We start from the raw sequence: 19,930 nt of genomic DNA on the forward strand, positions 1-19,930 counted from the left end.
GCGACACGCCGCCCGCCGTCTCGATCAGGTGATCCGTCATCGTGCTCATCAGGTGACTCCTTCGGGGAGGAAGACACCTAATTCATGACACTCCCCACGCCGCCTTCGGCGAAGGACGTCCGCGAGGGCCGCCGGCTGATGGACGAAGAAGCGCGACCCGCGGAGCGTACAGGACATCGCGATGTACGGCGGGGTGGCACTCAGGCGCTGAGCGGTCGCGCCCGGTTCACGGGGCTGCGCCGACCAGGCCGGACTCGTAGGCGAGGATGACCAGCTGCACCCGGTTGCGGGCGTCCAGCTTGGCCAGCAGCCGGGTCACGTAGGTCTTGACGGTGGCGATGCTGAGGACCAGCTCCTCGGCGATCTCGGTGTTGGACAGGCCTCGGCCGACCAGGGTGAGGATCTCGCGCTCGCGGTCGGTGATGGCGCCGAGCCGCGGCGAGGCGGCGGCGACCGGCGGCGGCACGGCCGCGGGGGCGCACTGCCCGGCGAAGGTGGCGATCAGCCGGCGGGTGACGCTTGGCGCGATCAGCCCGTCCCCGGCGGCGACCACCCGGATCGCGCCGAGGATGTCGTCGAGGGCCATGTCCTTGACCAGGAAGCCGGATGCACCGGCGCGCAGCGCGCCGTAGACGTGGTCGTCGTCGTCGAAGGTGGTGAGCACGACGACGCGGGTCGGCCCCTGGCCGGAGGTGACCAGGCGGGTGGCCTCGATGCCGTCCATGCCGGGCATGCGCAGGTCCATCACCACCACGTCGGGCCGCAGTTCGGCGGCGAGCCGGACGGCGTCGATGCCGGTGGCGGCCTCGCCGACCACCTCGACGTCGGTGGTCTCGGAGATGACCATCTCCAACGCGGCCCGTACCAGCGGCTGGTCGTCGGCCAGCACGACGCGTACGGTCATCGCGCGCCTCCCGCCAGGGGCAGCCGGGCGGCAACCCGGAAGCCGCCGTCCGGGCGGGGGCCGGCGTGGAACTCGCCGTGCAGCAGGGCGACTCGCTCGCGCAGTCCGGCGAGGCCGTAGCCGCTGCCGGGGGTGGTGCCGTGGCCGCGGCCCCGGTCGGTGATCTCGACGGACACCTCGTCCTCTTTCCGGCAGTCGATGGAGACTTGGCAGGAGCGGACGTCGGCGTGGCGGACCACGTTGGTGACCGACTCCTGGATGACGCGGAAGGCCGACAGGTCGATCTCCGGTGGCAGCGGGCGGCGTTCGCCGTGCCACTGGACATCCACCCGCACGCCGGCGGACGTGGTGGCGGCGGCGAGCCGGTCGAGGTCGGCCAGGCCCTGCGGCAGGTGCGCCGGGGTCCCCGCTGGCTCGCCGTCGGCCTCGCGCAGGGCGACGAGCATCAGGCGCAGGCCCGCGAGCGTCTCCCGCCCGGCGGCCTCGATCTCGGTCAGCGCGTCGCGCGCCCGGTCCGGCCGGCTGTCGATGACCCGCCGGGCGGCGCCGGCCTGGAGGGCGACGATGCCGATGCTGTGCGCCACCGTGTCGTGCATCTCCCGGGCGATCCTCAGCCGTTCGCCGGTGACCGCCTGCGCGGCCAGCTGTGCGCTCAACACCTCGGTGTGCTCGCGGGACTGGCGTATCGACCGGCCCACCAGCCAGGCGATGACGGCGGCCAGAACCCCCTCGTCCGAGACACCGATGTGCGGCAGGCTGGTGGTCAGCTGGAAATGATCGACGACGAACACGGTCCCCGGCGCCGGAGCACCGTCGTACGTGGCGGTCGTCAACCCGAAGGTGTTGTCGGGGGCCATGCCCAGGTGCACGATCAGCAGGACCAGCACCAGGGCCAGAGCGGCACGGGAGGTCCGGCGCGGCTGGGCGGCCGTGACCAGGCACAGCGCGACGTCGACCGCCAGGAGCGCGGTCAGTGGCAGCTGTGCGTTCGCGCGCGTCGCGTCCGTCACCGCGAGCGTGGCGGCGATCAGCAGGGCGATCGACAGCAATGGCCGCTGGCGCAGCAGGGCGGCCGCTGTGAAGGCGACGACGGTGGTGGCGGCGATGAACACCCAGTCCCGGTGCACCGGAGTGTGGTTCGTTCCCACGTGCAGGACGACCGAGGGGTACGCCACCGAGGCGCACCAGGCGAGGGCCGTCCACGCGCCCGGTGACACGCGTCTGAGCAGGGGCAGAGTGGGCGTGGCGGACATGCGGTGAGCGTATCCGCACGCGGTTTCGACCGTCATCGGACCGCGGTCGTACAACCAGGGGTGACACCCGGGGTGAGTGAGTGTCAGCACCGGTCGGATGTCCGGGGACACCCCGTCCGGGCACGGTGGAGCACATGATCGATGTCATCGGACTGACCAAGCGCTACGGCGGCAGGACCGCCGTGGACGACCTCACCTTCACCGTCCAACCGGGCCATGTCACCGGGTTCCTGGGCCCGAACGGCGCCGGCAAGAGCACCACCCTGCGGATGATCCTGGGCCTCAACGACCCCACCAGCGGCACCGCGACCGTCGACGGGCTCCCGTTCCGTGGCCGCCCGCGCGGCCTGCGGCACGCCGGTGCGCTGCTGGACGCCGGCGACGTGCACGGCGGCCGGACCGGCCGGGCGCACCTGCGGGCGCTGGCGCGCAGCAACGGCATCCCGTTCCAGCGGGTCGAGGAGGTGCTGCACGAGGTCGGGCTGGCGGCCGCGGCGGGCCGCCGGATCGGCGGGTACTCGCTGGGCATGAAGCAGCGGCTCGGCATCGCGGGCGCGCTGCTCGGGGATCCGCCGGTGCTGCTGTTCGACGAGCCTCTGAACGGGCTGGACCCGGAGGGCGTGCTCTGGGTGCGCCGCCTGTTCCGCCGCCTGGCGGCCGAGGGGCGGACGGTGTTCGTCTCCAGCCATCTGATGAGCGAGATGGAGCACACGGCGGACCGGCTGGTGGTGATCGGTCGCGGCCGGCTGATCGCCGACGAGAGCGTCACGGAGTTCGCCGCTCGCGCCGGCGGGCACGGCGTCACCGTCCACGCGGCCGAACCCGCCCGGCTGGCAGGCGTGTTGCAGGGCGCCGGCGCGAGCGTGAGGCCGGGCCGGGACGGCACGCTCACCGTGACCGGCCTGGACGCCACCCGGATCGGCGAACTCGCTCTGGAACACCGCCTGTTGCTGCACGCCTTGACCACCCGGGGCGCCTCCCTGGAGGAGGCGTTCATGGAACTGACCGCCGACAGCGTCGAATACCTCGCCGGAGAGCCCCGATGACCACCGCCGCCCTCGACCCCGCCACCTCCCGCACCGCCGGGGAGCCCCGGGCCCGCTTCCGCGATCTGCTCGCCGCCGAGTGGATCAAGCTCTGGTCACTGCGCTCGACGCCGTGGGTGCTGGGGCTCAGCGCCCTGGTGGTCGTCTTCGCCGCCGTCAAGAACGCGAAGTACACCTACGACCACTTCCCGGTCGGGCAGGCGTACCGGGCGTCCGACTTCTACCAGACAGCGCTGAACAACTCGTTCAACAACACCGGCGCCTACATCGAGATGCTGGTGGCGGGCAGTCTCGGCACCTTCGTGATCGTCAGCGAGTACGCGAGCGGGATGATCCGGGCGAGCCTGGCGGCCGTCCCCGACCGGCGGGCGCTGCTGCTGGCCAAGGCGCTGGTGCTGACCGCGGTCACGACCGGCTGGGGCGTTCTGGTCTCGGCGGTCCCGTTCTTCGTCGCCCAGGCGATCCTCGCCGGCCGTGGCGTCGGCCTGTCGATCACCGACCCTGGTGCCGTCCGCTTCGTCGCGGCGGCCGCGCTATTCGCCCCGGTCTGCGCGCTGGCCGGGCTCTGCCTCGGCGTCCTGATCCGGCACACCGCCGCCTCCGTGGTGGGCATGTTCCTGGTGCTCTTCCTCGTGCCCACCTTCTTCACCGACACCTACCACTGGTCGGCGGACATCTCGCACGCCATGCCGTTCACCGCTTGGCGCCGCCTGGCCCAGGTCGACCTGACCAACCAGTTCATCCCGCAGTACCCGGCCACCGTCGCCGGGGCCTGGATCACCTTCGCGGTCTGGTCCCTCGCGGCGGTGGCGATCTCCACGACCGTCATCCACCGCCGGGACCTCTGAGCGCGGCGATCGCCCCGGAGCAGTGTCCGAGGTGAAGCTGGTGGCGTTCGCAGTAGTGCGACGGAGGCTCCGGAGGTTCGAACACCTGGGCGCTGAACCCATCGACCCCTGGGGTCGCCTTCAAGGCCACCAGCGTCATGGACACCGCGCCGTCCGGGCAAACAGCTTCCTGGCTCATACGCGCCAGGTGCCCGTGGCAGCAGAAGCGGTCCGCCCTCCTCGCCGCCGGATGCCTTGCCATGTAGCTGATCCGCCAAAGCGCGTCGCGCCTGCAGCCCGTTCCGTCCCGCAGCGTCGCCTCGCACTTCATCGCCTTGGCCGGTGTCATGGCGGAGACCCTACTCAGGTCGCCCGACCATCGCAGTCACCTCGACAGGCCCCCTACTTGCCTCACATGCCTGAATCGCTATCAGCGGCCGCCGGGGCGGCGGGTCCACTGCTCGCGGCCGCCCGGACCGTATTCCCCGGTGCTCTTCTCCTTCGGGACCTGGCCGCAGTCGGCGCTGGCCAGGGTCCGCATCAGGTCGCGGTGGTCCTGGCGGGCCTTCTTCTCCCGGGCTTTCTGGCGCTGGTCGTAGGCGGCGCGGTTGTTCGGGTTGTCGAGCGCGTCGAGCAGGGAGTGCCGGCCGGGGCGGCCGTAGCGCCACCACACCGGCCCGAGCGGCCCGTGCTCGGCCAGCAGCTCCAGCGTGGTCGCGATGACCGGTACGGCGTCGTCGTACTCGCGCCAGCCGTCCCCGTCGTTGTCGTCCCCGTCGCACCGTGTACCGCTGCCCGCCCCAGCACTCTGCCGACAGCTCGGCCACCGCCTCCTGGCGGTTGGCCAGGGCCACCGGTCCGGCGTCGGTGACGACCAGGGCCACGGGTGGGTACCCGGCGCGGGTGTGCCCGGGCCAGGTCCGGCGCCACCAGTGCACCGTCCGGTCGGCCGGCTCCTGGTCGGCGAGGGCCGGGTCGTTGTCGCGGACCTTGGTGCGGAACAGCTCGCGGTACCGGGGGAACTTCGCGGCGACGTCGGCCGGGGCCATGGTGGAGCGGTCGACCTCGACCATCAGCACTGGCACCCCGATCTCCGCCGCCCGCCACACGCCGTCCGGACGCACCTTGCGCTTGCCGCCCGGCAGCAGGAACTCGGTCTCGGTCGACCAGGACCGCACCGTGCCGACCCCGCCCGCGGCCCCGGGCGCGCTGCCGCCGAGCACGAGCGCGGCGATCGTCTCGTTGACCGCCATCGCGTGCCGGGCGGTGAGGGACAGCCGGCGAGGAGCCGGCGGCCTCTGTCGTCACCGGCAGTCCGCCCGCCACCGCGTTGCCCGAGCCGGCGGCGGCGAGCGACACCGCCTGCCGGCGGGCATCGCCCTGGCCGAGCCACGGCACGACGGTGATCCGCACCGAGGTCTTCGGGCCGCCAGCCGACCCGGCGCGGCGAAAGACGTGGAAGGCCGGACCGATGTGCTCGCTCAGCTCCATGCCCACCAGGGCGGCGGCCTTCGCCATCTTGGCCTGCAGCGCGGCCAGCGCCTTCTCCGTGCCTGGGAGGATGGCGGGCAAGCCGAGCCGCCCCAGCGCGGCCGCGGTCAGGCAGACCGTGCCGTCACCGCCGCGCCCGGCCGGGTGAGCGCGCTCCACACGCAGCGGCAGCCCGGTGCCCAGCCACGCGAACCAGTCGACCAGCTTCGGCCCGGCCGGGACCGGGACCTGCGGGACGTCCAGCACCCAGCCGCCGTCCGGTGCGGTGTCCAGCGCGACCACCGGCCACCACCGGGCCGCAGCGGTGGTGGCCGGGCGCGCGGGGGCGGGACGGCTCGTCCGGACCGCGACCGGGCGCTGACCGGCCCGCACCGCCGGGGCCGACGACGCGGCGACCGGGGCCGGGGCCGGGCGGGGGTCAGCTGTTCGGCCTGACTCCCGTCGGGAGCGGCCGGCCTCAGGATTCGTCGTCGCCCAAGTCGTCCCGGACCCGCAGCCCCGCCACCCACAGCGGCATCATCCAGTGCGCGGCGAGCACGCCGATGAGGACGGGGGTCACGGCCGCCCGGAGAGGTGCGTCCGCCAGGAGGCCGTAGGCGCCGGCGCCGAACACCGCGGCCACAAGCAGCCACAGAGTGATGCGGTGTGCCAGGGCGCGCACCCGGTCGCGTTCGACCAGCTGACGCTCGTCGAGCATCCGGCCACGCAGCTCAAGGAGTCCGCATGTGGAGCCGTTGAGCAGTCCGGTGAGCAGGATCCACGGGAACATCACCACGACGACCACGACGGCCTGGCCGAGTCCGGGCCCGAACACCGTGCCGATCCAGGCGCCGACCCCTGTGACGGTGAGGGCGACGTGCGCGCCCACCAGCAGTCGGCGCCGGGTCATGGTGGCGTAGGCGGCAGCCGCCCGACGGTCGTTCATCACGGCGTACATCCGTCGGTCGTAGCGCGTCGCGGTCATCACTGCTTCCTCCCGTAGACCTCGTCGGTGAGCGGCTGGATCGGCTCCAGGGAGAACAGCGCCTCCACCGGCAGCTCGAAGAACCGGGCCACTTTCAGGGCCAGGTCGAGGCTGGGGTTGTACTGGCCGCGCTCGATGTAGCCGATGGTCTGGTAGTGGACACCCACTGCCTCCGCCAGTGCCTGTCGCGACACTTTCCGCTCTGCTCTGACGACGGCCAGCCTGTTATACACCTGCTCGCTCATGTATAAGAAGTACTACATTCGAATGCAGGAACACAACAGCCTGGGGCGCCCGGCCGCCCACGGGCATGCTCGTGGGCGGCCAGGCGAGGGCGGCGTGCGGCGTCGCGCAGGCCTGCCACGCCTCGGCGTGGACGACGGGCTCCGGTACGGCGAGGCCTGGGCGGGCGTCGAGGACGACCCGGCCGTGCAGCGCGAGATCGCCGAGCGCCTGCCGGACCGCCTTGTTCGCCACCGCCCCCGGGGCGCAGCAGGCGCTGGAGCTGGCCGGCGGTGGCGACCTTGAGCACGCCGAGCGCGCCCAGGACGTCGGAGCCGCTGCGCGGCGGTCGAGCCGTTCGGGTCGGCGGCGCCACGCCGGAACGCGGCCCGGCCCAGCCGAGGCGGCTGCCCGTCGTCCTGGCCGTGGTCGTCGGGCTGAGCGGGACTTGGACGGCCGGGGAGCATCCGAACCCGGGCAGTCGAGAAGACCAGATCTGCCTCACCCTGTCCGCCGAGGCGATACCCCATGCTCTCTACGCCGTCTGGCCCCCGCTGACCTACTGGGGAGGCGAGGCGATCTACGACCAGCACAGCAAGGGGCACTGACGAAACTCCCTGATCAGGGCCTACTCAAGCGCTGAACGGAGCCTGTTCCCACGCTCCACGTGATCGTTTCCCAGTGGAATGACAGCGGCCGTTTGGCACTGGCCACCAACATGTGCCCGCCAAAGCCCTCGACCGTAGGCGAGTTCGGAGAAGAGCGGCTCTGGGAGACGCCGCCGCCGCGAGCGCGTCGACGCCGACCTCGCCGCCAGTGAACCTGAGGCCACGACCGCCTGACACCTGTACCGCCTGCTCCGGACCTACCAAGTTGAGGCGGTCCGCCCCCGCCGTCACCTGCACGGCGGGCGGTACGGCGTGCCGGGGAAGTAGCGGTGCCACTGGTCGGCAGTGATGGTGCCGCCGACCAGAGAGCAGAGGCGGGCGGTGACCCGGTCGATGTCGGGGTCGATGAGGTAGACCCGGCCCTTCTCGCCGTTGTCGATGTCATGGTCCTTGTCGATGAGGAAAGTCTGCCCATCGGGGCTGAACGCGGCGTTATCGATGACACCGGGAAGGGTCAGTGCGCCTATTTCGGCGGCGGTGCGCGGATCCTCCACCCGCCACAGATGGAACTGGCCGACGAGGGGATCGGTGCGCTGGAGTGCGCTGGCGAAGCTGGCGAGCAGACGGCCGTCAGGGCTGAACCCGATCGCGCCCGGCCGTTCGGCGGTGAGTGCGTTGATCTTCGTGGGGTGGTGGAAGTCGGAGACGTCCCACAGGTCTATGGTCTTGTCGGTCGTCACCGCCAGGGTCCGTCCGTCGGGGCTGAGCGTCAGGTCGTTCACGATGCCGTCGGGAAGGTCGGCGTGGTCGGGATGACCGGGGCCGGCAAGGTTCCACAGCTGGATGGACTTCGGGTTCTGGGACTCGCTGCCGGTGGCGATGGCGAGCAGGCCCGAGCGCATGCTCTCGAACACGACGATGTCACCGAACGGGAGTGAGGGCGAGGCAACGGGTCGGCTGGGATCGCTGAGGTCCCAGACATCGATGGTCCGGCGGTCCTGCCCTTGGTCGATGGACACCAGTTTCCGCTTGTCGAGGAGAAGGCGGCCGGGCGGCTGCGGGGACTGCACGGTGGACAGCGGCTTCGCGGCGTTCGGGTCGCCGACGTCCCACAGGTGGATCAGGCCGTCGCTTCCGTTGAGGGCGAGGAGTCCGTCCGCCAGGGCCACGTGGGCGTCCAGATGGCCTCCGCCGCTATGGGGGACGACCTTGGCGATCTCGTTGAGTGTGCTCCCCGGAACAGGGTGGTCGGGGTCGGTGATGTCCCAGAGCTGTGCCGGACCGCCCATGACGTACGAGAGCAGGGTGCGCTCGTTGACCAGCAGGACGTTCGGAGCCGTCAGTGTGCCGGCCGGGCGGACGTCGTAAGGCCCCGTAGTCCGCCACAGCCGGTACGTCCGCGCGAAGTCGTTGTTGATGTGGGCGTCGGTGGCCCAGGCCAGGACACCGCCCTCCGGGGAGTAGCCGCCGTCCGTGCCCGTGTTGGGCAGGGTGGAGTCGATGGAGGGGAACCAGTGCCGGATGTCCGGTTCGGCGCCCGCGCTGAACAGGGACCCCTGGTCGCCGATCTGGACCGAGGTGAGTATCCCGGGGGTGGGAAAGTCGGCCAGGACGGCCGACCGGCGCGGGTCGGTGATGTCGACGGTCTCGGCATGGCCGAGCTGGTAGCCGTCATCGTGGGAGGCCCCGAGGGCCAGGGTCCGGCCATCCGGAGAGAACACGACCGTCCCCACGAGCTGACCGGTCGCGATCTCCACGGGGACTGTCGAGTAGGACGGATCCGCAGTGACCGGGTCGGGCCTGGCCGGGTCGGTGGTGTCCCACAGCCGTACGCCGCTGTGGGTGGTACCGATCGCGAGCAGCGGCCCGCGCGGGCTGAAAGCCAGTGAGAGAGCGTGGCTGTCGTCGAGTACCGCGGTGCGCACGGGGCTGGCGAGGTCGGCGACGTTCCACAGCTCGGCCGCGTAGCTGCCGTCGGCCGCGTTGACGGCGAAGGCGAGAAGGCGCCCGTCCGAGCTGAACGCGACGCACTGGACCCTACCGGTGCCCGGGGGGATGGCACCCGCCCGGACCGGCTGCCGGGGATCGGTGAGGTTCCACAGCTCGGACCGGTCCTCGTCGACGGCCGCCAGTGTGTGACCGTCCGGGCTGAAGGCCAGGGAGCCGTGGGTGCCCGCCAGGGTGGCGACGCCAGCGGGGTGGGCGGGATCGGAGACGTCCCACAGCCGGACGGAGTCGCCGGTGTTCGCGGCGGCCAGGAGCCGACCGTCGCCGCTCAGAGCGAGCGTGGCGTCGTGGGCGTCGATCACGCCCACGGGCCGGGGTCGGCGGGAATCCGATACGTCCCAGAGCCGGACGCTGTGATCGCGGCCGCCGCTGACCAGCAGGTGCCGTTCGGCGTTGAAGGCGAGCTTCCGGACGGTATCGGTGTGTCCCTTGATCGGCGTGTAGTACGGGGCGAGTGCGGCGCTGTAGACACTGCTGCGGGCCTCCGGGGTGTCGGCGATGTGGCGGGCGGAGAGGGCGAGTTGGAGGGCGAGGGTGGGATCGGTAGTCCGGAGGCGGTCGGCCGCCTGAGCAGCGACCTTGGAGGCCAGGAGATCGCGCTGTTCGTTGGCGACCCGGTTCTGCCAGACAGCCACGCCCACGCCGGTGACGGCGACCAGGAGCAGCATGGCGAGGGTCGCGGCCAGGGCGCGCAGGCGGGTGGTGCGGCGGCGGGCGGCGCGCTGTTCGGCGGTCTGCCGGGCCAGGCCCGCCGTCACGAACTCCCGGGCCACCGGGACGGTGCCGTGCCGTTCGGCGGACTCCTCGATCCACTGGCGGGCGGCGGCGAGCCGCACGCCCCGGTAGAGCGCTCCCTCGTCGCGGCCGTCCTGCTCCCATGCCTTCGCGGCGTCGTGGAGGCGTTGGCGGACCACCAGGCCGGCGCGGTCCTCCCGGATCCAGTCGGCCAGCCGTTTCCAGGCGCGCAGCACGGCCTCGTGAACGAGTTCGGCGTGGCCGTCGTCCACGACGACCAGCCGGGCCCGGACGAGCGCGTCGAGGGCGGCGGGCGCGGCCGGGTCGGTGTCGAGGCCGAGGTCGGCGAGCGGGGCGCGGCGGCGGGTGTCCTCGGCACCGTCGACGACGTGCACCAGTTGCAGCAGGATCTGCTGGGCGGCCTGCTGCTCCTCGGGGGCGAGGGCTTGGTAGGTGTCCTCGGCGGTCTGCCGGACGGCGTGCCAGATGCCGCCCGATGCCTGGTAGCCGGTCAGGGTGAGGACCCGGCCGGTGCGCTTCTGCCAGGTGGCCAGCAGGGCGTGCGACAGCAGGGGAAGCGCAGTCACGGTGTCGCGCCGTTCGTCGCTCCTGGTGCGAAGGTCCTGGAGGAGGAGGTCCACCAGGCCCTGTTCCACGCGCAGTCCGGCGAGCCGGGCGGGCTTCTCGACGGCGTCGCGCACCTCCTCCGGGAGCATCGGGCCGACCAGGACCTGGCTGGCCTTCAGCGCGGTGTGCAGGGCCGGGTAGGCCGCGCAGTGCCCGTAGAAGTCGGCGCGCAGTCCGATCAGGACCACGGCCCGCGGAGCGCGGCTCCGCTCGGTGCGCGAGCAGAGGGCGGACAGCGCGCGGATGAACGCCTCCCGCTCCTGCTCGTCCTTGCAGGCGGTGAACAGCTCCTCGAACTGGTCCACCACCAGGAGCAGGCGAGACCCCTCCGTCGGCAGGTCGGCGATCGACTCCGGGCACGCGGTCAGGGCGTCGAGGAGGGCTTCGCGATGAGTGCGTGGGTCGCCGGGGAGCAGGCTGGCGAGGACGTCGGCGAGCCGGGAGAGCGGGTGCTCGCCCGGGGTGAGCACCGCGCGGGGCCAGCGCCAGGCATCCTCCGCGCCGGGCAGCCCGCGGTCGAGGGCAGGCAGCAGGCCGGCGCGCAGCAAGGACGACTTGCCGGCGCCGGAGGGGCCGACGAGCACGACCGGGCCGTCGAGCGAGAGCTTGGCCGACACCCGCGCGACGAGTTCGGCGGTCAGCCGTTCGCGGCCGAAGAAGAACCGGGCGTCCTCCGAGCCGAACGGTGCCAGGCCCCGGTACGGACAGGTGTCCAGCTCGGGAGCGGCGCCGGGCTCCTCGTCCGGCCCGGCTGGCGGTGACGGCTCCGGCGGGGAGGTGTAGGCCGGGTTGGCGGTCAGCACCAGGTCGCCGGCCCGGCCTTCGGAGTGGCAGTACGGCTCGGGGAAGCCGCGCCCGGGGAGCGTCCGGGCCAGGTACCGGTGGATGTGGCCCAGCGTCAGTTGCGGCGGGCCGGCCGGGTCGCCCTCCCGCAGCAGGCGCACCAGTTCGCCGCTGAAGGCGGTGTAGCGGGAGCCGATCGGGGCCAGCGCGAGTTCCTCCGGGGCGGCCGAGGCCAGCATGAACCCGCCGCCGGGGTACGAGGCCTCGAACAGGCCGGCCGCGCCGGCGACGGGGGCGGCCCGGCCGGAGTAGCAGCAGTCGAGGACGAGGACGATCGAGCGCGCCCGGGAGCGGGCCAGGGCCTCGCGCAGCGCGGAGTACCGCAGGGCCCGAAAGGCCAGGCCGCGGGTCAGGTGGTCGGTGGTGCGGGTCGCCAGGTGGAGTTCGCCGTCCAGCCCGACCAGGCCGTGGCCGACGTAGTACACGAGGAGCACCGATTCGGCTGCTTCGGCGGTGGCCGTCAGCGCGTCGCCGAGGACGAGCGGGTCCTCAGGGTCGATCACGGTGCGCACGTGGTCGGGGTCGAGGCCGCAGCGGGTGACGAGCTCCTCGCTGATCGCACGGACGGTCCCGGCGGCCGCGGGGACGTCGGGCAGGACGGATCCGGGGACGTGGGTGCCGGTTCCGACGATCAGGGCCCGCGCGCCGGGGAGGCTCAGGGGCAGGCTGCCGGGGCCGGCCGGTGTCACCCGGGGGCCTCCAGTGTCACTCGTCGCCACCTGGCGTCACTCGTCGTCGGCCGATGGAGCGGCGGCCGACTCGGGCCGACCGGCGAGCGAGGCTCCGACCTCGCGGGCGAGGATGGCGAGGCCGTCCGGATCGAGGCCGTGGACGGCCGTCGCCCGCAGCTCGATCGAGCTGCCGTCCGAGCGCGTCACGTGGACGACCGTGTCGCCGCTCCGCCGGCGGATCCACGCGATCAGGGCGCTGGTCAGGCCGGAGGCGACCCCGCCGGCGCCGAGGGCGACGGTGAGCACGTCCGCGAGGGTGCCCAGCGAACCGGGGCGCGGAGCCGTCCCGACCGGTTCGACGCGCCCGCGCAGGGTGGGCTCGGCCCGGAGCCAGGCCAGCAGGGAGCCGACCGCGGTAGTGTCGGCGTCGTCCACGCGGATGAGCACCTTCTCGTCCAACGTTCCCCCAAGTCTCGCTGTCCAGATACGTGTTGACATAGCGTCAGTGCTGTGAAGGGCTCAGGTCAAGCGCCGTGGTAGGGAGGCCGTGACGGACGGGGACGGAGGTTGGCCGTGCAGGCCGAGCGCCACGCCTACCTGGCTGCGCTGCCGACCTGGGGCAGCAACCTGGAGACCGTCTGGCAGGGCATGAGCGAGGAGCAGCTGGCCGAATCAGCCCGGCTCGCGGAGGCCGAGCGGCAGGCCGCACACGCGGTGTGGGCCGACGGGTTCTGGGCGACGCTGTCCGGCGAGGACCGGGTCGCCGCCCGCAGCCAGCTCCAGCACGTCGACCACCGGTCCGAGGAGCAGACGGCAGCGCTGGACCCTCGCCCCCACCGCCGCATAACGATGGAGGGGCATCCCCACCCGGGACACCCCTCCACCAACAAGATCTTCAGGAGCGTTCTAGCCCTGGCCATCAGGGCCAGACGGCCCGTTGTTTCAGGTCCCCAGAACAGAGCGGTTAAGTCCCTGCTACCGCTCTCTCCCGCCCCGAGGCGGGCTGGCCGCGATGGTCTGCGCTCCGACCTGCGGGAACAGCAGTGAGGCCCGCCGAAGCGGGCCTCAGTGTGGGCTGCGTCCGCCGTCGGGCGGTGTGGGTGCAGAACGTTTCAGAGACGCAGAACGTTGTGGTTAATCCTGTGCTACCGGTCAGGCGGGCAGGCTCTCGGTCTGCCGGCTGTAGCGCTGGCGCCGGGCCTCGCGCAGCGACTCGGGGTCGGACACCACGATCTCCGGGACGACCGCCAGGCGGTCAGCCATCTTGCCGCCGGTGAAGACGGGGTGGAGCTGGTAGAGCGCGTCGTCGATCGGCCAGGCGAGCTTCGTACGCTCCAGGGCCCCGACGGCGTTGTTCACCGACGGGTGGGACAGGGCGAGCAGCTTACCCATGTCCCGCTGGCTCAGATTCACGGTGCCGAACTCGGGATCGAACCGGGCGAGGAACAGGTTCAGCAGCCGGTGGGCGCTGGCGGTCAGGTCGACCAGGGAGAGCACCTCGAACACCTCCCGGTTGATGACCGCCGGCGCCGCCGGAAGCGGGGCGATGTACGCCATGGTGCTGGTCCTTCCTGATCTCGGGGCTGCCGTGGCTGGCCGCCCGCGTACGGACTGGGCCTCAGACGGCGGCGGAGCGCTTGGGCTGGGCCGTCCGGCCGGACGCGCGCTTCATCGGCACCACGTTCTCCCCCACCGCGGCCTGCTTCGCCTTCTTCGCCTCGTCCTTGGCAGCAGCGCGGATCTCACGCCACTCCGCCGGGTGGTCGGGGCCCGGCAGCAGGAAGGTGTCGCCGACGGCATCCAGCCACTCCTGCTGCACCCTCTCATGGTCCCCCGAACCGATGGCGACCGTCAGGAAGGGGTTCAGCTGGAGCAGGCCCCGCCCGGCCGGGCGGACCCAGGGCAGGGAGGAGAAGTACTGCATCGCCTCGGAGACCGTGGCGGGCGACAGGCCGGTGCGGGACTGGAGGTCGCGCTGGGTGGTGCGGACGTAGCCGGGGGTGTTGGGGCGCTTCGACACTGCCGGAGCTCCACCGGAGGGTGAGGCCGGCCGTGACGGCGTCGAGGTCTCTGAGTAGACGGAGTGCGAAGCTGGTCAGGTCGGGCAGCCGGCTGGCGTCGACTGCCTTGATCCAGTCCGGCAGCCTGACAATCGTGCGGGACGACGCGGTGCTCCACCCGGGCCGCTGATCCGGAAAGCTCAGGGGCCGTCGGCGAGCCGGATCGGGGTGGTGAGGAGAAACAGCCGTCCGGCCGCGGCAACCGGCTGGAAGTCGAGAACGCTGGTGAACGGGCCGGTGATCAGCAGCAGGGTGCGATGGTCGCGGATTCGGCGACGCCACTGGCGGTCGGCCGTGATCTCGCCGTCGAACCAGGCCGTCCCGCCGGGCCGGCGGACGGTCAGCCGGTAGTCGTCCAGGACCGCGGACCAGCCGGGCCGCGGGTCGGCGGCCAGGTCGAGGGCGGTGTCACGGCCGGCCCAGCCGTCCTCGGCGAGCACCGGGCGCCCGGGTACGGCCGGGACGACCAGGACGGGCCGCTGACCGGGCATCAGCTCCGGCCAGGGCCTGCCGTACAGCCCGGTGCCACTGATCATCTCCATGACCGGTCCCCTTCCCCCGTCCGGCCGGGATCACCCCGCCACCGGACGGTCAACATCATCGAACAGGATGCGGCACCGGCACTGCCGAATCCGCCCACGGGCGCCTTTGGACCGCCGTCCAGCCGTGCTGAGAGGAATCCATGAACCAGTTTCACCCCCTGTCCGAACAGGCCATGACCGAACGCCTTCAGACCGAGGTCCACAGCGCCACGGTCGGCGACGCGGTCACCGTCCTGGAGATCCGTGTCCCCGCGGCGAAGGCCTACGAGACGTGGCTGCACCACCGCCGCGAGCACCCCCGGACGGGGTGGTACCCCTTCGTCTCGCCATGGGGACCCATGACATTTGTGGCGCGGGAGGCGATCGGCGGCCCCTGGTCCGGCGGCGGACCGAAGAGCCTCGCCCACGCGCTCGCCCAGGACCCGGAGGAGGTCGTGCAGGAGATGGTGTCGCTCATCCGAGGCTGGGTCCTCGCCAACTGGAAGGGCCCGCCCCTGGCCCTCCCGTTCGACATGTTCGAGGACACCCTCGCCGAACACCTCGCCGAGCACCCCGAAGCCGACCGGGAAACCCGCCCCTGCCGGTTCCACTCCGGCTCCGGCAGCGTCGCGATCTGCTTCGTCCGGGCCCGCCACGGCTACGAGGTGCCGGCACTCCTGCCCAAGGCCTTCGAAACACCGAACTGGAACTTCTCCCCCGACGACGACGACCACCACGAAGTCCTGCCCGCCTGGCACGTCGCGGTGCTGCGCAGTTGGAACGAGCGGTTCGGTGCCGAGCTCTACTACGCGGGACGTTCCCGTCTCGAAGTGCTGGTCGCCCGCCCGCCGGCCGACCGGCGCGCCGCGGCCCGGGTCGCCATCGAGCAGTTCGCCTATGACTTCGACGGCGTCCAGGACCCGGACATCGCCGGCGACGGGCAGGTCCGCTCCGCCGTCTGGTCCTTCTGGTGGGACTGACGCGACGGCCTGACCGCCCTGCCCGAGAGACGGCGGGCGGCGTGTCGCTGGCCGGGCGTGGCCTGCGATGCGGCCGAGCCCGGCTGACAGTGGCCGGCGTGCTGACCCCTGCAGCCGGCGGTACGGCCGTGGCCATCGCGACGCAGGGAGCCCTCTGGACGGGTCTGTCCCTGGCCGTGCTCTCGCTCACTGTCCTGTGCGCCCCGGCGCGGACACTGGCCGGGCACCGGCTGTTGCGCGAGATGCGCCGCCTGCATCCCCTTCCCGGTGCCACCCCGGCCGGGCCGGAGGAGATCGGGCTCCTTGCCGCGCTCCACGGGCGCCGGGCACTGCGTCTACTGGTGCCGGGGTTCGCCGCCCGCGCCGGTTTGCTCGGTGGCCGTGCCGCCCGGGAAACCGTCGCCCGATCCGAGAACGGCCCGTACGACGGCTGGGGCGCCGCCTCCGGTGACGGCGGCGGCATCTGAGAGAGCGGTGACGGCCCGCCTTCTGTCGCTCGTCGACGTCCGACAGAACGGGACGGGCTTCGCACCGCGCTGATATCGGAGTGCGCACAGACCCGGGAGAGTGCCACAGTCACTGCCGTGACTTTGATGAACGTGCTCGTCGGCTTCGCCCGTACCGGCCGGGTCGGTCCGCTTCACTGCGGAATGCCCCTGACCGAGGCCGAGGACCTCCTCGGCCCGGGGCGGCCGCATCCCGTGATCCGCATGAAAGGACCCGACATCGACGGCTACCCGTACTCCTGGGGCCAAGTCAAGCTGGACGTCACCCAACGGGCGGTCAGCGGTATCTGGATCCACCTTTGGCCCGGCTCGACAGCGAAGCTCCCCGCTCTCGTCCTGCCCGAATCAGAGTCGTTCGAGGCCACCGTGCTCCACGAGGATCTGGTCACGGCCCTGGACACCGCAGGCTGTGAGCATCACGTCAACGACACCCTCACATTCGGCCAGCAGTCCAGCATCCTCACCCGGCCCGCTGACGTCTACGCGGTCTTCAGCCTCCCGGGCCGGGACAACCACGTACCTCACCAAGACCGGCACTACCTCGACCTGATGCACAAGCACACGGCTTGACATCGCTGATTCCACAGAATGATGCGGTTCACTGCGCCTTCGACACTGCCGGAGCTCCACCGGAGGGTGAGGCCGGCCGTGACGGCGTCGAGGTCTCCGAGTGGACGGAGTGCGAAGCTGGTCAGGTCGGGCAGCCGGCCGGCGTCGACTGCCTTGATCCAGTCCGGCAGCCTGACGATCGTGCGGGACGACGCGGTGCTCCACCCGGGCCGCTGATCCGGAAGGCTCAGGGACCGTCGGCGAGCCGGATCGGGGTGGTGAGGAGAAACAGCCGTCCGGCCGCGGCAACCGGCTGGAAGTCGAAAACGCTGCTGAACGGGCCGGTGATCAGCAGCAGGGTGCCGTGGTCGCGGATTCGGCGACGCCACCGGCGGTCGGCCGTGAAGGTGAGGCTGGCGTCGGGCGAGGGTAAGAGGCCGCGCAGATAGGCGGGATGCAGGTCGGCCGACAGGTAGGGCAGGCGAGCTTCCCTGACCGCGGAGTTGCGACGCTCTGTAATCACCGAGAGACCTGTGTTTGCGGTGTCGCGGCCCGAAGGGCGTGCGGGAATCGCGAGGCGATTCGCGCCGGACGGTGAACCGTCGAAACTCGGATGCGTGCGCCGCTCCGGCCTGCCATTCTCGGCGCCATGCGTACGTTCGAAGAGCTCGTAGAGGAAGGCGAGGCCGTCCCCACCGCGGGCTGGGACTTCTCCTGGTTCGCAGGTCGCGCCAGCGAGCAACGACCGTCCTGGGGCTATGCGAAGCTGCTCGCCGAGCGGATGGCAAAGGCTGCGGCCGGACTCGATATCCAGACGGGCGGTGGCGAGGTGCTGGCCTCGATCCCTGTCGCCCCGCCGGTGCTAGCGGCGACGGAGTCCTGGCCCCCGAATATCGCGATCGCCCGCCGTACTCTGGCGAAGTTCGACGCGACCGTCGTTGAGGCCGATGACGCATCCGACCTGCCGTTCGCGAAGCAGTCGTTCGACCTGGTGGTCAGCCGGCACCCCGTGGTGACCCGCTGGGACGAGGTGCGACGGGTACTACGCCCGAACGGCGTGTACCTGGCCCAACACGTCGCGTCCGGCTCGGTGCGGGAGCTGACCGAGTTCATGATGGGGCCTCAGCCGGCTAGGTCGCACCCGATGCCAGTGGCCACCACTTACGCGGGAACGAGTCCGATCGCGTCGGTGGCCGCCGCGGAGGCGGCGGGCTTGGACGTCGTCGATGTACGCCAGGAAGCTCTCCGGATGGAGTTCCACGACATCGCGGCGGTGGTCTACTTCCTACGCAAGGTGATCTGGATCGTCCCCGGTTTCACGGTGGACGCCTACCGCGACCGCCTGGCGGAACTTCACTCCTTCATCGAGCGCCATGGTCCGTTCGTGGCTCACTCGCAGCGCCTCCTCATCGAGGCGCACCGGCGAAGGTAGGAATAGGCGGCAGCTTATGGTCGGCGCCGGGGGCGGGTGTCCCAGCGGTGAGTGGTCCACGCTCGGCGTATCAGGCTGCGGATGGTGATGACCGCGTCGGCAAGATCGAAGAAGGCGTTGATGACGATGGTGCGGCGTTCGTAGCAGCGGGCGAGGCGGTGGAAGGCGTTCTGCCAGGCGTGGGTGCGCTCGACGTGCCACCGCTGGCTCGCCTGGATCGGCGCCTTCTTGCCCTTGTGCGCGATGCGGCCGTGCAGGTTTCGGGCGGCGAGTTCGGTGCGGGTCTTGTCCGAGTCGTAGCCGGCGTCGAGGTGGACAGTGATGTCGTCGGGCAGCGGCCCGAGGTCGTCCAGCAGGTCCAGGGTCGGGGCGAGCAGCGGGGAGTCGTTGCGGTTCGCTCCGGCCAGGACCCGACCAAGTGGGATGCCGTAACCATCGGTCATGCCTGAACGTTTCAGGCCTTGTTTGCCGCGGTCGACCGGTGAGCGTCCGGCGGCCTCGCCGCCGCCGGGAGCCTTGGTGATGGAACCGTCGATGGCGATCTGGTCGAGCACGAGCCCGACGATCCGGTCGTAGGACTGGACCGCGATCTGCTTGAGCTGAGCGAAGACGCCGAGGGCGATCCACTCGTCACGGCGGTTGCGGATGGTGGTTGCCGAGCAGGTCGTGTCGGCGATGGCCTGGTAGGAGCAGCCGAACCGAAGCAGTTGCAGCAGCTTGTCGAACACGATCCGGTCGCTGATGCGGCGGTGGCAGCCCAGCGGATGGCGCGGATTGACCGTCGGGCGTTCGGGCAGCAGCGCCGCGAACTGGTCCCAGAGCGGGTCGGTCAGCCACGATGGCAGCACGGGCACAGGTCCCCCAAGTGATCACAGAGCGCCGCAACTCCATGATCACCGGAACCTGTGCCCGCCTTGCTATTGGGTTCCCCGCCCCGCCTATCTGTGCGGGCTCTAAGTCCTATCATCCGCGACTCGGCCCTGACGGAAACGTCACGCAGCAGCATGACCCGAAGACGGAGATGGTACGCAGATGAGTCGCTTGGAGCAGATATGCCAAGCCATTGAGGACTGCGAAGGCTATTCGATTGATGCCCTCTCTATGGCAGTGCTGAATGAAGAGGATGCGCTTGAAATCTCACTCCGACGGGGTCCCGAGAAGCGGGATTTGAGCATCTCTTTGAAAGGTGTTGTCTATTTTGAGATCGGGAGGGACTCGCATGCTTCAGCTGGTCCGCTCTGTGAGCTACGCGCCTCTGTGATCGGTCCAGGTGGTGACTCGTGGCCGGAAGGTATTAATTTCGACCGAGTTCGCCAATGGGATGCTCGACTGATTTGGCTCCGCGCTAGTGGACCAGTGCAGCTCAATGTCCTCGCGAACACGGCTGTCGTTCTACAAGAACTGGAGTGAGACACCGAAAGAATATGCGCTGGCGGGGACCACCCCGAAAGCTGAAAGTCAGATGAATAGTGAGGAGCTCGCCAGAGTTTTCTGGCGAGGCTCCCGCGGTTCTTCTATCGGACCCACCCGGCAGCTGTCAGGCAAACAGCTCCGACATCACGCTTTCAGGTTCAGTAGTGACACCAGCTGATCCCCCAGTGACAACAAACCGCAGATTCACAGTTCACGCGGTCCACGCCATGCAGTAATGAGTTCGACCCGTGTGTAGGTCGCCCGCCAAAGG

Annotated in this window: 23 protein-coding genes and 1 pseudogene; 10 read left to right on the forward strand and 14 right to left on the reverse strand. The window is 71.1% G+C overall.

From position 1 onward, the window contains the following. Positions 1-226 precede the first annotated feature (226 nt). Positions 227-904: a response regulator gene (locus ACFU7Y_RS18220; protein WP_380768750.1), complete on the reverse strand. Its 678-nt coding sequence runs from the start codon at positions 902-904 to the stop codon at positions 227-229. Continuing rightward, complete coding sequence (locus ACFU7Y_RS18225) at positions 901-2,157, reverse strand: sensor histidine kinase (RefSeq protein WP_380768752.1); 1,257 nt, start codon at positions 2,155-2,157, stop codon at positions 901-903. Before ACFU7Y_RS18225 ends, ACFU7Y_RS18220 begins: the two co-directional genes overlap by 4 nt. Before the next feature lie 134 nt (positions 2,158-2,291). Here ACFU7Y_RS18225 and ACFU7Y_RS18230 point away from each other — a divergent pair, with 134 nt between their 5' ends. Further along, the gene (locus ACFU7Y_RS18230) at positions 2,292-3,203 is read left to right on the forward strand and encodes an ABC transporter ATP-binding protein (RefSeq protein WP_380768754.1); all 912 of its coding nucleotides are present in this window, start codon (positions 2,292-2,294) and stop codon (positions 3,201-3,203) included. Then, on the forward strand, positions 3,200-4,051 hold the full coding sequence (locus ACFU7Y_RS18235; RefSeq protein ID WP_380768756.1) for an ABC transporter permease subunit: 852 nt from the start codon (positions 3,200-3,202) through the stop codon (positions 4,049-4,051). The genes ACFU7Y_RS18230 and ACFU7Y_RS18235 overlap by 4 nt, the downstream gene beginning before the upstream one ends. Here ACFU7Y_RS18235 and ACFU7Y_RS18240 read toward each other — a convergent pair. The 3 genes and pseudogenes from ACFU7Y_RS18240 to ACFU7Y_RS18250 form a co-directional block, all read right to left on the reverse strand. After that, entirely contained in the window at positions 4,029-4,379 is a 351-nt protein-coding gene (locus ACFU7Y_RS18240) for a hypothetical protein (RefSeq protein ID WP_380768758.1), read from the reverse strand. The two genes, ACFU7Y_RS18235 and ACFU7Y_RS18240, sit on opposite strands and share 23 nt — an antisense overlap. Positions 4,380-4,460: 81 nt before the next feature. After that, the gene (locus tag ACFU7Y_RS18245; RefSeq protein ID WP_380768788.1) at positions 4,461-4,703 is read right to left on the reverse strand and encodes a hypothetical protein; all 243 of its coding nucleotides are present in this window, start codon (positions 4,701-4,703) and stop codon (positions 4,461-4,463) included. Between the two features lie 319 nt (positions 4,704-5,022). Continuing rightward, positions 5,023-5,283 (reverse strand): annotated as a pseudogene (locus ACFU7Y_RS18250) (replication-relaxation family protein); the annotation flags it as partial. A gap of 413 nt (positions 5,284-5,696) precedes the next feature. On the opposite strand from ACFU7Y_RS18250, the gene ACFU7Y_RS18255 reads away from it, so the two are divergent. Beyond that, positions 5,697-5,882, forward strand: coding sequence for a hypothetical protein (locus ACFU7Y_RS18255; protein ID WP_380768759.1), 186 nt, complete (start codon positions 5,697-5,699; stop codon positions 5,880-5,882). 96 nt (positions 5,883-5,978) lie between these two features. Here ACFU7Y_RS18255 and ACFU7Y_RS18260 read toward each other — a convergent pair whose 3' ends face one another. Continuing rightward, positions 5,979-6,485, reverse strand: coding sequence for a hypothetical protein (locus ACFU7Y_RS18260; RefSeq protein ID WP_380768761.1), 507 nt, complete (start codon positions 6,483-6,485; stop codon positions 5,979-5,981). Beyond that, positions 6,485-6,730, reverse strand: coding sequence for a helix-turn-helix transcriptional regulator (locus ACFU7Y_RS18265; protein WP_380727073.1), 246 nt, complete (start codon positions 6,728-6,730; stop codon positions 6,485-6,487). Before ACFU7Y_RS18265 ends, ACFU7Y_RS18260 begins: the two co-directional genes overlap by 1 nt. Before the next feature lie 279 nt (positions 6,731-7,009). Between ACFU7Y_RS18265 and ACFU7Y_RS18270 the strand changes: the two genes are divergently transcribed. Next, the gene (locus ACFU7Y_RS18270) at positions 7,010-7,315 is read left to right on the forward strand and encodes a hypothetical protein (protein WP_380768763.1); all 306 of its coding nucleotides are present in this window, start codon (positions 7,010-7,012) and stop codon (positions 7,313-7,315) included. Between the two features lie 287 nt (positions 7,316-7,602). Here the strand turns inward: ACFU7Y_RS18270 and ACFU7Y_RS18275 are convergent, their stop codons facing one another. Next, entirely contained in the window at positions 7,603-12,216 is a 4,614-nt protein-coding gene (locus ACFU7Y_RS18275) for an AAA family ATPase (protein WP_380768765.1), read from the reverse strand. A gap of 36 nt (positions 12,217-12,252) precedes the next feature. Then, positions 12,253-12,633 carry a hypothetical protein gene (locus ACFU7Y_RS18280; RefSeq protein WP_380768767.1) on the reverse strand — a complete coding sequence of 127 codons (381 nt, stop codon included), beginning with the start codon at positions 12,631-12,633 and terminating at the stop codon, positions 12,253-12,255. Positions 12,634-12,771: 138 nt separating this feature from the next. Here ACFU7Y_RS18280 and ACFU7Y_RS18285 point away from each other — a divergent pair, with 138 nt between their 5' ends. Further along, a complete protein-coding gene (locus ACFU7Y_RS18285; RefSeq protein WP_380768768.1) occupies positions 12,772-13,245 on the forward strand; it encodes a hypothetical protein in 474 nt (157 codons plus the stop codon). 105 nt (positions 13,246-13,350) lie between these two features. Here the strand turns inward: ACFU7Y_RS18285 and ACFU7Y_RS18290 are convergent, their stop codons facing one another. The 3 genes from ACFU7Y_RS18290 to ACFU7Y_RS18300 form a co-directional block, all read right to left on the reverse strand. After that, positions 13,351-13,755 carry a hypothetical protein gene (locus ACFU7Y_RS18290; RefSeq protein ID WP_380768770.1) on the reverse strand — a complete coding sequence of 135 codons (405 nt, stop codon included), beginning with the start codon at positions 13,753-13,755 and terminating at the stop codon, positions 13,351-13,353. Positions 13,756-13,816: 61 nt separating this feature from the next. After that, positions 13,817-14,218, reverse strand: coding sequence for a hypothetical protein (locus tag ACFU7Y_RS18295; protein WP_380768772.1), 402 nt, complete (start codon positions 14,216-14,218; stop codon positions 13,817-13,819). Positions 14,219-14,398: 180 nt separating this feature from the next. Continuing rightward, the gene (locus tag ACFU7Y_RS18300) at positions 14,399-14,800 is read right to left on the reverse strand and encodes a hypothetical protein (protein ID WP_380768774.1); all 402 of its coding nucleotides are present in this window, start codon (positions 14,798-14,800) and stop codon (positions 14,399-14,401) included. A gap of 140 nt (positions 14,801-14,940) precedes the next feature. On the opposite strand from ACFU7Y_RS18300, the gene ACFU7Y_RS18305 reads away from it, so the two are divergent. The 3 genes from ACFU7Y_RS18305 (at position 14,941) to ACFU7Y_RS18315 (ending at position 16,835) form a co-directional block, all read left to right on the forward strand. Further along, entirely contained in the window at positions 14,941-15,759 is an 819-nt protein-coding gene (locus ACFU7Y_RS18305) for a DUF4253 domain-containing protein (protein ID WP_380768776.1), read from the forward strand. 98 nt (positions 15,760-15,857) lie between these two features. Next, on the forward strand, positions 15,858-16,226 hold the full coding sequence (locus ACFU7Y_RS18310; RefSeq protein ID WP_380768778.1) for a hypothetical protein: 369 nt from the start codon (positions 15,858-15,860) through the stop codon (positions 16,224-16,226). Between the two features lie 117 nt (positions 16,227-16,343). After that, entirely contained in the window at positions 16,344-16,835 is a 492-nt protein-coding gene (locus ACFU7Y_RS18315) for a hypothetical protein (protein WP_380768780.1), read from the forward strand. A gap of 226 nt (positions 16,836-17,061) precedes the next feature. Here ACFU7Y_RS18315 and ACFU7Y_RS18320 read toward each other — a convergent pair whose 3' ends face one another. Then, positions 17,062-17,337, reverse strand: coding sequence for a hypothetical protein (locus tag ACFU7Y_RS18320; RefSeq protein ID WP_380768781.1), 276 nt, complete (start codon positions 17,335-17,337; stop codon positions 17,062-17,064). Positions 17,338-17,463: 126 nt separating this feature from the next. On the opposite strand from ACFU7Y_RS18320, the gene ACFU7Y_RS18325 reads away from it, so the two are divergent. After that, positions 17,464-18,246: a class I SAM-dependent methyltransferase gene (locus ACFU7Y_RS18325; RefSeq protein WP_380768783.1), complete on the forward strand. Its 783-nt coding sequence runs from the start codon at positions 17,464-17,466 to the stop codon at positions 18,244-18,246. 14 nt (positions 18,247-18,260) lie between these two features. Here the strand turns inward: ACFU7Y_RS18325 and ACFU7Y_RS18330 are convergent, their stop codons facing one another. Continuing rightward, positions 18,261-19,100: an IS5 family transposase gene (locus ACFU7Y_RS18330; RefSeq protein WP_380768785.1), complete on the reverse strand. Its 840-nt coding sequence runs from the start codon at positions 19,098-19,100 to the stop codon at positions 18,261-18,263. Positions 19,101-19,278: 178 nt separating this feature from the next. Here ACFU7Y_RS18330 and ACFU7Y_RS18335 point away from each other — a divergent pair, with 178 nt between their 5' ends. Next, positions 19,279-19,656 (forward strand): hypothetical protein, encoded by a 378-nt coding sequence (locus ACFU7Y_RS18335; RefSeq protein WP_380768786.1) that lies wholly within the window; start codon positions 19,279-19,281, stop codon positions 19,654-19,656. Positions 19,657-19,930 lie beyond the last annotated feature (274 nt).

Origin of the sequence: Kitasatospora sp. NPDC057542 (assembly GCF_042801945.1) — a bacterium.
Taxonomy (GTDB): Bacteria; Actinomycetota; Actinomycetes; order Streptomycetales; family Streptomycetaceae; genus Kitasatospora.

Bases quoted from the DNA above. Each gene is read 5' to 3' on its own strand.
- ACFU7Y_RS18220 (WP_380768750.1), bottom strand. From the start codon at position 904: ATGACCGTACGCGTCGTGCTGGCCGACGACCAGCCGCTGGTACGGGCC.
- ACFU7Y_RS18225 (WP_380768752.1), bottom strand. From the start codon at position 2,157: ATGTCCGCCACGCCCACTCTGCCCCTGCTCAGACGCGTGTCACCGGGC.
- ACFU7Y_RS18230 (WP_380768754.1), top strand. From the start codon at position 2,292: ATGATCGATGTCATCGGACTGACCAAGCGCTACGGCGGCAGGACCGCC.
- ACFU7Y_RS18235 (WP_380768756.1), top strand. From the start codon at position 3,200: ATGACCACCGCCGCCCTCGACCCCGCCACCTCCCGCACCGCCGGGGAG.
- ACFU7Y_RS18240 (WP_380768758.1), bottom strand. From the start codon at position 4,379: ATGACACCGGCCAAGGCGATGAAGTGCGAGGCGACGCTGCGGGACGGA.
- ACFU7Y_RS18260 (WP_380768761.1), bottom strand. From the start codon at position 6,485: ATGACCGCGACGCGCTACGACCGACGGATGTACGCCGTGATGAACGAC.
- ACFU7Y_RS18265 (WP_380727073.1), bottom strand. From the start codon at position 6,730: ATGAGCGAGCAGGTGTATAACAGGCTGGCCGTCGTCAGAGCAGAGCGG.
- ACFU7Y_RS18290 (WP_380768770.1), bottom strand. From the start codon at position 13,755: ATGGCGTACATCGCCCCGCTTCCGGCGGCGCCGGCGGTCATCAACCGG.
- ACFU7Y_RS18300 (WP_380768774.1), bottom strand. From the start codon at position 14,800: ATGGAGATGATCAGTGGCACCGGGCTGTACGGCAGGCCCTGGCCGGAG.
- ACFU7Y_RS18305 (WP_380768776.1), top strand. From the start codon at position 14,941: ATGAACCAGTTTCACCCCCTGTCCGAACAGGCCATGACCGAACGCCTT.
- ACFU7Y_RS18325 (WP_380768783.1), top strand. From the start codon at position 17,464: ATGCGTACGTTCGAAGAGCTCGTAGAGGAAGGCGAGGCCGTCCCCACC.
- ACFU7Y_RS18335 (WP_380768786.1), top strand. From the start codon at position 19,279: ATGAGTCGCTTGGAGCAGATATGCCAAGCCATTGAGGACTGCGAAGGC.